The organism is Bacteroides sp. AM37-9 (assembly GCF_003603455.1).
GTDB lineage: Bacteria > Bacteroidota > Bacteroidia > Bacteroidales > Bacteroidaceae > Bacteroides > Bacteroides xylanisolvens.
This window is the reverse complement of the sequence record NZ_QTNF01000035.1, coordinates 59295-68767: the sequence shown is the minus strand read 5'-3', so window position 1 is coordinate 68767 and position 9473 is coordinate 59295. Positions and strand designations below refer to the sequence as shown.

At 42.5% G+C, this 9473-nt stretch carries 7 protein-coding genes; 3 read left to right on the top strand and 4 right to left on the bottom strand.

Going from position 1 to position 9473, the window contains the following annotated elements:
- Nucleotides 1-270 (top strand): glycoside hydrolase family 125 protein (locus DW862_RS20575; protein ID WP_120070155.1); only part of this gene is annotated, 270 nt, incomplete at its 5' end.
- Nucleotides 271-989: 719 nt separating this feature from the next.
- A complete protein-coding gene (locus tag DW862_RS20570; protein ID WP_120070151.1) occupies nt 990-3560 on the top strand; it encodes a family 78 glycoside hydrolase catalytic domain in 2571 nt (856 codons plus the stop codon).
- A gap of 166 nt (nt 3561-3726) precedes the next feature.
- Here DW862_RS20570 and DW862_RS20565 read toward each other — a convergent pair whose 3' ends face one another.
- Complete coding sequence (locus DW862_RS20565; protein WP_117685253.1) at nt 3727-4641, bottom strand: HEPN domain-containing protein; 915 nt, start codon at nt 4639-4641, stop codon at nt 3727-3729.
- A gap of 74 nt (nt 4642-4715) precedes the next feature.
- Complete coding sequence (locus DW862_RS20560) at nt 4716-6467, bottom strand: AAA family ATPase (protein ID WP_117685251.1); 1752 nt, start codon at nt 6465-6467, stop codon at nt 4716-4718.
- 130 nt (nt 6468-6597) lie between these two features.
- On the opposite strand from DW862_RS20560, the gene DW862_RS20555 reads away from it, so the two are divergent.
- On the top strand, nt 6598-7473 hold the full coding sequence (locus DW862_RS20555) for a DMT family transporter (RefSeq protein WP_117685249.1): 876 nt from the start codon (nt 6598-6600) through the stop codon (nt 7471-7473).
- Between the two features lie 73 nt (nt 7474-7546).
- Here DW862_RS20555 and DW862_RS20550 read toward each other — a convergent pair whose 3' ends face one another.
- Nucleotides 7547-8683 carry an alkaline phosphatase gene (locus tag DW862_RS20550; RefSeq protein ID WP_117685247.1) on the bottom strand — a complete coding sequence of 379 codons (1137 nt, stop codon included), beginning with the start codon at nt 8681-8683 and terminating at the stop codon, nt 7547-7549.
- 13 nt (nt 8684-8696) lie between these two features.
- Nucleotides 8697-9470: a metallophosphoesterase gene (locus DW862_RS20545; RefSeq protein ID WP_117685246.1), complete on the bottom strand. Its 774-nt coding sequence runs from the start codon at nt 9468-9470 to the stop codon at nt 8697-8699.
- Nucleotides 9471-9473: the final 3 nt, after the last annotated feature.

Below are 9473 nucleotides of genomic sequence, written 5' to 3'. Positions count from 1 at the left end.
GGCGGACCGCATATCGGTTACGATATGGTGTGGCCGATGAGTATTATGATGAAGGCTTTCACAAGTCAGAATGATGCCGAAATCAAGACTTGCATTAAGATGTTGATGGACACGGATGCTGACACCGGCTTTATGCACGAATCTTTCCATAAGGATAATCCGAAGAAATTTACCCGTGCATGGTTTGCCTGGCAGAATACTCTTTTCGGTGAGTTGATTTTGAAGTTGGTTAATGAAGGAAAGGTAGATTTATTGAATAGTATACAATAGATGATTACAGTTTTTCTTTCAAATACAGGCTAACATTCAATATTAAAGGTCAAAGTATGATACAAATAAGCTTTCCCTATTGACTTTCTTCTTTTTATTTTGTATATTTGAGGTCAATAATAATAGAGAAATAACAATGAAATATATAAATTTTATTACATAAAGTTCAATAGGTTAATATGCGAATTGCATAACGAGGATAACGAATGGGCAAGAAACTGTGAAGGTTCTTGCCCATTTTTGTTGCAATAATTCTATGTTAGGTATTGAAAGTATCAAAAAAGAGTTTATAATAAACTTGGATACCGTTTATAATAAACCTCTTCGTTATTTATTAAAAACTTGAATAGAGTTTATTCGATTTCGAGGCTTTCGTGTAAAGAAGAAAGAATGATTACAATGAATAACCGGCATCTTCTTTTCTTCTTTAATAAATAATTTATACAATATACTGAATGATCGTATTGATTATATTATTTTACAATATATCATTGTTTTGCTCGATTATCGATCACTCAATGTACAAAACTCCTGTCGTCTGTTCAATCAGATCGGACTTATGAGTCAGTTCCGGGTTGAATAGAAACCATCATTGAGTCAAAAAAAATGCAGAAATCGTCTGTCATATCATATAATTCTGTAATTTTGTTGTGCAAGCCCTGTAAAACTAAAACAGCATTTCCAAGTTAATCTTTTAATACTAAAAAATACATATAAGTATGAAAATGAATCTTCATTGTTTTGCGAATCTTATCCCGATAATGATTCTCGCGCTTTTCTCGAATAGCGGACTGATAAACGCAACCGAAGTCGGAAAACGTACTGACGCATTGGAAGCATCAGCCTGGAACGACTCTCAATGGATTTCCGCAGTAGACGCCCCTGTAGTGAAAGGACATAACAACGGTCGCGCAGCCGATGGTGCGAGTTGGTTCGTGTCCACCGTGAAAAACGAACAGAAAATTGTCTCTGCCAAGTGGATGACCGCTGGACTGGGAGTTTACGAGTTGTATGTGAATGGGAAACCCGTAGGCGAGGAATTTCTGAAACCGGGCTTCACGCACTATGCCAAGACCAAACGTTCTTTCACCTATGATATTACAGACATCATCCGTACTAAGCCAAACGCCGAGAATATGCTCTCCGTACAGGTGACGCCGGGATGGTGGGCTGACAAAATCATAACCCCTGGAGGATATGACGGCATGATAGGCAAGAAATGTGCCTTCCGTGGTGTACTGGAACTAACTTTTTCTGACGGAACCAAAAAGCGTTACGGTACTGACCTTAAAAACTGGAAAGCTGGAATTGCCGGCCCGGTGAAACATGCCGGTATCTTTGACGGAGAAGAGTACGATGCACGCGAACCGATGGGCTTCGAATGTGTGGACAAACTCTCCATACCCGAAGAGAACACCGAATTCTCCGGCGATATCCTGCCTTCGGACGGAGCGGAAGTCTATCTGCGTACTGATCTCGCCCTCGCTCCTGTCAAAGCATACGTTTGGAAGAATGTAGAAGGAGCAAAGGAGAATGAGTTTGGTAAGGTAATTATCGCCTGTGAGTTTGCATCGGGTACGGAGATGACCGTAAGTCCGGGAGAGACGTTAGTGGTGGACTTCGGACAAAATTGTGCTGGCGTACCCTCTTTCGTATTCAAAGCTGCCGAGGGAACGGTGCTGACCTGCCTTCCTGCAGAGCTGCTCAATGACGGCAACGGCGCTAAGATTCGTGGGATGGACGGTCCGGAAGGAAGCTGCCATCGCGAAAACCTGCGCATCCCTCACACCGGTATCCGTCTGGATTACACCTTTGCTGGTGGAGATAACTATGTGGGCTATTATCCTCACTGCACCTTCTTCGGTTACCGCTATGTCTCCATAACTTCCACTGGGAATGTTGCCATCAAGTCGTTGAAGTCCATCCCCGTTACTTCCATCGCAAAGGAACTGGAGACTGGCACTATCACCACAGGCAACGACCTTGTGAACAAGCTCATCTCCAACACTTATTGGGGACAGCTATCTAACTACCTGTCCATACCCACCGACTGTCCGCAACGCGACGAGCGTCTGGGCTGGACAGCAGACACACAAGTGTTTGCAGAAACCGGTACGTTCTTTGCTAACACCATGAAGTTCTTTCACAAGTGGATGCGTGACATGCGCGACACACAGAACAGTTTGGGCGGATTCCCCGGAGTGGCTCCCTTGGCGCAATACGGTGATGAGAAAATGCGTTTGGGTTGGGCTGATGCCGGGATCATCGTGCCCTGGACGGTATGGAAGCAATTCGATGACACGCAAATCATTGAGGAGAACTGGAACGCCATGGACCTGTTTATGAACTACATCAACGACACCAAGTATAACCACGAGACCCTCTGCGGCGAGAACGGCAACTACCAATGGGCTGACTGGTTGAGCTACGAACCGCTGGAAAGTTGTAGCGGACTGGCTTTCTCTCCCCAAGGTCCGCTTCCTGATGCCGTCAGCTATTGGAACTATTTGAGCGCTTCCTACTGGGTGATAGATGCTTTCATGATGCGGGATATGGCTGCCGCCACCGGTCGCGATGCTGCCAAGTACCAGCAAATGGCTGATTCGGCAAAGGCATACATCAAGGAGAACTTCCTCAACGAAGACGGCACCTTCAAAACCGCCATCCTCAACACCATGCAAACTCCTGCCTTGTTTGCCTTGAAGAACCAGCTTGTGGAAGGCGAAGCCAAAGCGAAGATGATAGACCGCCTGCGTGAAAACTTCGCACAGCACGATCTTTGCTTGCAGACCGGATTCTTGGGCACATCCATTCTCATGGCCACCCTCACGGAGAATGGCATGGAAGACATTGCCTATGAACTCCTCTTTCAACGTAAGAACCCAAGCTGGCTGTATTCTGTGGACAATGGAGCCACCACCATCTGGGAACGGTGGAACAGCTATATGATAGACAAAGGAATGGGACCGCGCGGCATGAACAGCTTCAATCATTATGCCTATGGATGCGTATGTGAATGGATTTGGGAAACCGTTGCCGGCATCGCAGCCGATCCTGCCACTCCCGGCTTTAAGCATATCATCATGAAGCCCATTCCAGACAAGCGACTGGGACATGTGACTGCCGAATACCGTTCCGCCGCCGGACTCATCAAGAGTGCCTGGAAATACGAAGGTGACACTTGGATTTGGGAATTCACCATTCCTAAGGGTGTTACCGCTACCGTAACCCTTCCCGGAGAGGTGAAGTCAAAGGACTATGGAAGTGGAACTTACAAAGTGACCAAATAAAGTATATAGTTACTCATGTATAAATTTGATATTTAGGCTGTATCCCGAAGAGGAATACAGCCTCTTTTCTCTTGTTTTGGCTATTTTAAAAGGGAGATATTTGAAAAACAAATCGTACATGGAAGGAGAATGTAAAAGGTTGATATATTATTTTACAATATATGGTTTACATCTTGTCTTTCTCTTCTTTTTCTATCATCTCATCGTAATATGCCATGCGTGCGGCACATTCCCGAATAGTAACTTCGTGTAGCACCTCTGTTTGTGCCAGCATATACTCATATTGCTCTTTGCTAACGGTGAATAGTCGGTTATATCGCGCTTCGACATATGCTCTGCATAATTTATCAAAGGCTTTATTATCTTCGAAAGTATGGGTTGGAAATACATTTGCGAATTCTCGTGAACAGCTTTTAACCATCGCTCCCAACACTTTCAATTCATGAGATTTAGGGCGAAAGCCGCTATACACAAGCGTAAATGTTTTGTAGAAACGCTCGCAGGCTTGATGTAATAAGAAAGAACCGTATTTAAAATTACCATTTTTGTAAGCAGTGTGTCCTGAATCTAGGAAACATTCTCCCATGTCGAAGCATTCTGCATATTCTTCTTCCGCATATTGCTTAATTTCCCGAAACGGCAATTTCTCCGGTTTGCCAATCTGAAACGTACCATCGTCATACAACAGAATACCATCTTTTATAATCTCATAGAAGAAATAATGCTTCCTTCTCATAGCCCGATTAATGGTCGTCGGATTTTCTACAATAATACTAGGGGGAGCCGGATGCCGCTTTCCTTCCATTCTTTTATCATATTTGGGGACGATAACTTCGCGCGCATGTCTCTCTGCATTAGTAGCATCTTTCGTATCACATATCACCAGAATATCCAAATCACTTTGGTAGTAAGTACTCCCGTACCCGTCGAATGTTTCATCCCAGATGACATATTTTCCTCGTGCATAACTTCCATACAAGATAATCATACGCACATTCGTAAGATTCGACAATATCAGCTCTTGCAACACCGCCAACTCTTCTTGCGTGCGTTTGGGTAGACGTTTTATTGATCTTTTCATATTGTCAGCCTATCTGTTTTTTGCATAATGCGCTTGTAATGCGAGTTTCTTTTTGTATTAAACCTCTTCACATATTAAATCTCTTCGCATATCGGCATATCCATTCCTTTGTACACAACCACAATCTTATGAAGCTGTGTAGTGCCTACTGCTCTTTTCACCGTATCAGTGTCAGCATAGCGATTGGCTTGGTCAATAGCTTCCAGTCGCAGTTCTTCCACGCGGTTTTCAGGGTCTTTATACTTGGCATATTTCAGTTCCACAATGTAGCTGTGCTTCATGTCTGAATAGATATCCAGTAGCGGACAGAGGAAAATGTCGACATAGCCTGCCTGTGTGTCCTGTTCGGAAATGGGACGGTAGAAACGGTTTTGTGCCGTCATGGCAAGCGTAAAGCCGTGGACAAAAAATTCACCTTTCTGCTTGTCACGCTGGGAGGTGTAGCGTTTCAGGCAGTCGGCAATATAACCGAAATAGGCTTTCCAGTCGCCATCGTAGGCAAGAGTGCTGGCAAGTTCGTTCTTTTCGTAACTACTGAAATTGAGTTCGGCTTCGTTATAGGTACTTAGCAGATAAGTGTAGATTTGTTCGCGGACTACCTGATTAGGGATGGTGAGTTTGGTCTTTCCTTTATACGTGCCGCTAATGGTGAGCATACCGAAATAGTAGAGTAGGCTCACAAAGTTGTCGGGATTGGTGATATTGATGGCAGGAAAACCTTTTTTCAGTTCTCCGGTGACGTAGCCTTCGCTCACTAATGTCTGTATGATGGAGGCATCATGGGCAAACTCTTTGTCCTTCCGGATGAGCATACGTAATTTTTCGTAGTCGATACGGATATTGTCTTCTACCATATCCCGGGGGGCTTTGCCTCGTTGAATATAATTCTTGACGAAGTAGAGTACCATGTTAGAGTTGTACATAGTGGTTTCACCATAACATTCTTCCGCAAAGCAGTAGTTGTCATACCAAGGTTTCATTATTTCTATCAGTTCGTCCACACTGTGGTTGAATGGACTGGTGGTGGAATAGTAAGTGAGCATTTGGCGCACTTCTTCTTCCGTGAAACCTATCATCTCGTTGAATTCCGGTGTGAGCGAGTAGTTGGTTCCGATGTTGAAACCGCTTGTGAGGTCGTCCATTGTCACGGGGCTTACACCGGTAATGAAACAACGCTCGATACTGGAATAAGTTCCAGCTTTAATTTTATTGAAGAAGGCGCGCAGATAACCTTCGCCATGTGTTTCGTCCGTATAGCGGTGCAGGCTTTCTATATCCGAGAGGATGGCATTGGTGAAATGGTCGTATTCGTCAATAAAAAGGTAAATACGTTGGTTGGTCTTATTACATTCTGTGAACAGGTATTCAAATTGTTCGACAGCTCCTTCTTTTTTGTCGAGTTCTTCCTTGATGCCTTTGGGGAGATAGTCGGCGTAAATATCACAGAAATAGTCGAACATTGTTTGGCAATGCGCGTCCAGTCCTTTGCGGTAGTTGTGTAGTTCGCCTACTATTCCGGAGAAGTTGAGGTATAGTACCAGATAGCTGTTCCGATCGCGCGTAGGGTGCTTTCCGATATAAAGGTCGCCAAACAGGGCATCGAACTTATCCTTGGCAAGTATATCATAATAGTGCTGCAACATATTTACTGTGAGGCTTTTGCCGAAACGGCGCGGACGAATAAAGAAGAAAAACTTGTCCGCCTCTTCTATCATGGGTATAAACCGGGTTTTGTCTACATAATAACAGTCGTCGCGGCGGATTACTGCAAAGTTCATCATGCCGTATGGGATACGTTTCCTGTCCGGTGCTATATATTTTTCCATAACTTATACCTTATTTTAGGAACTTTCTTTGAACATAAACAAAGGTACGGGCTTTTTGTTACTTCTCCAAACAAACATTCCATAACTTCTCGCTATCTTTGCACTCTATTAAACAAACATCACCACCATTATGGAATTGAAGCATGGATATTACCATCTGATTGCGATACTTGTAGTTGCTATCTGGGGACTGACCTTTATATCAACCAAAATACTGATTAATCACGGACTGACCCCTCAGGAGATATTCTTCTATCGTTTTCTTATTGCTTATCTGGGCATTTGGGTGATTTCCCCCAAACGTCTGTTTACGAGTAATTGGAAAGACGAACTTTGGTTGATGGCAGGAGGTTTTTTCGGTGGCTCACTCTATTTCTTTACAGAGAATACAGCTTTGGGAATTACGCAAGCATCCAATGTCGCTTTCATCATTTGCACAGCTCCCCTGCTTACTACCATTCTTTCCCTTCTCTTTTATAAGAGTGAAAAAGCCACCAAAGGTTTGATTTATGGTTCCATATTAGCTTTAATCGGGGTGGGACTGGTGGTCTTCAACGGTAGTTTTGTACTCAAATTATCTCCGGTAGGGGATTTGCTCACTTTACTTGCCGCCTTGTCGTGGGCTTTTTATAGTTTGGTGATAAAGAAAATGACAGGGCGTTACCCCACTGTATTTATCACCCGCAAAATATTCTTTTATGGAGTATTAACCATACTTCCCGCCTTTCTTCTTCATTCGTTACAACCTGATTTCGATGTACTTTTAAAACCGGTTGTATTATCTAATCTCTTATTTTTGGCCGTCCTGGCATCCTTGGTTTGTTATGTCCTCTGGAATGTGGTATTGAAACAGTTGGGAACCGTTAGAGCCTCCAATTATATCTATCTCAATCCGTTGGTGACTATGGTAGCTTCGGTTATCATTCTCCACGAAAAAATCACGTGGATTACATTATTGGGAGCAGGTTGCATTATTTTTGGAGTCTATCAGGCAGAAAAGAAATAAGAAAGAATTTCTTATTTGCATATAGAAAAAATTCTTTCTTATTTCAGTTTGAATGACAGATCTGTTTTATATCTTATTTAGCGAGTAATTGGAGAATTTTATTACTAACATCGCTGTTTTCCTGAACACCGCCAAAAAGCTTGGATTGTGGACCGTATGCAAACAGTGGAACCATGATTGGTGTATGTCCTTTAGATACAAACATTGCTTTCATTTTGCCTTCTTTTATGTTTCCGTCACGTAAAGCTAATGCTCCGGTTTCATGATCAGCTGAAATAATCACTAATGTATTTCCATCTTTTTCTGCAAATCTGATAGCAGCTTCTACCGCCTTGTCAAAGTCCAATACTTCACGGACAACTGCCGAATAATCATTACTGTGCGCACTTTTATCTATTCGGGCACCTTCTACCATTAAGAAGAAACCGTTAGTACTCCTGCTCGAAAGATAGTCAATAGCCATTTGGGTGGTAGACGGAAGGAAATCTCCTCGGTTTTCGTTTACAGAAGCCGTTTTGCTCTTTGTGGGTAAATATCCCAGTTTTTTAGATTTCTTGATGGCTTTGTCATTCGGTTCTTCTATGATGGTAAACTCTTTTTTGATTTCCTTTTGAACGTTTGGTGCTTGTTTTTCAAATAGTTCATAACTACCGGCAGAAAAGAATGTCAGCTTACTGTTAGGAAGATCTGCCCAAATTTCTTTAGACATTCCACGTTCCGGTTGGTGAGCAAAGAAAGCAGCAGGAGTAGCTCCGTCGAGATTGTCAGTGGTTACGATTCCTGAAATGTAGCCATAGCCGGATAACTTCTCCGGTAAGTTGGGAATAACTTGGTTATTTTCATCCATTCCGAGTGCTCCGTTTTTAGTTTTTTTTCCGGTTGAGTAAGCAGTTCCGGAAGCAGCTGAATCTGTTGTAAACTTGTTGGCGGATTGCGTTCTGACAAAACCGCATGTTTTTAAATTAGTGATAGTAAGCTGTCCTTGATTGGCATCCATTCCTGAACAGATATGTGCCAGTCCCATGCCGTCACCTATCATTAAGATGACATTCTTCACTGGTCTGTCGGTAGCATCCATGTCAAATGAAGGAACATACGAACTTTGTGGATTTTCGTTCTTAAAATCTCCTTTGACGATTTCTTGTGCTGATAGATTATAGCAAAAGAATAAGGAGAAAATAAATAAATGAGCTTTAAATTTTACATTCATGGCTAATATGTTTTTAATTAGAAGTAAGTAATTCGGATATGTTGACTGTATCGTATGGCTTTTCTCCAAATGCGGTATAATATTCTAATTGCATCCTCTTGGCATTATCTTGTCGGAATACATGCCAGCATCTTTCATTTACCGGAATCACAGGCTCGTGTAACATGACAAACTTGTAAGTTGCTTTCGAACCGGCTAGTGACTTTTCTAATTGTTGTAGCCCTTCCGGATTCCGATCCCATGGATCATAACAGACAAATAATACATCATCAAGAGTAGTAGTGTAATTGGCTGACTGTAAGGATGGATGTCCTGCCAATCTTGCCATATTGGGTAAGTATACTTTTTCAAAAGCTTCTTTAGCCCCTGGCCCTGTGATATCATGATTACCTTTAGTCATAATGAAAGGTACTTTCAGATTCATTTTGTTGACAGCTTTAAAGGCACTGTTAGCCATCTGTATTGCTTTTTGTGGAGAACCGGCCAATCCTTCTGACAAGTCCCCCATTTGCAGAAGGGCTTTTATTGACGGCTGGTGTTTTTGAACTTGCCTGCTGATTATCCGGGAGAATTCCGGCCATGTATTTTTCGTGAATACTGAATATTCTTTGGTAACTTGGCGCAGATCATCCGGTTTGGTGGATAACCATTCCATATCGTGATCTTCCAGTAAATCATAGTGTATATCTCCTAACAAGAGAAATGAAACTTCTTTTTCATTTTGCTCTTGGGAGTATGATTGCAGAGAAGTCAAAAGCGATAAAAGGACAAATAATATTTTATTCATATT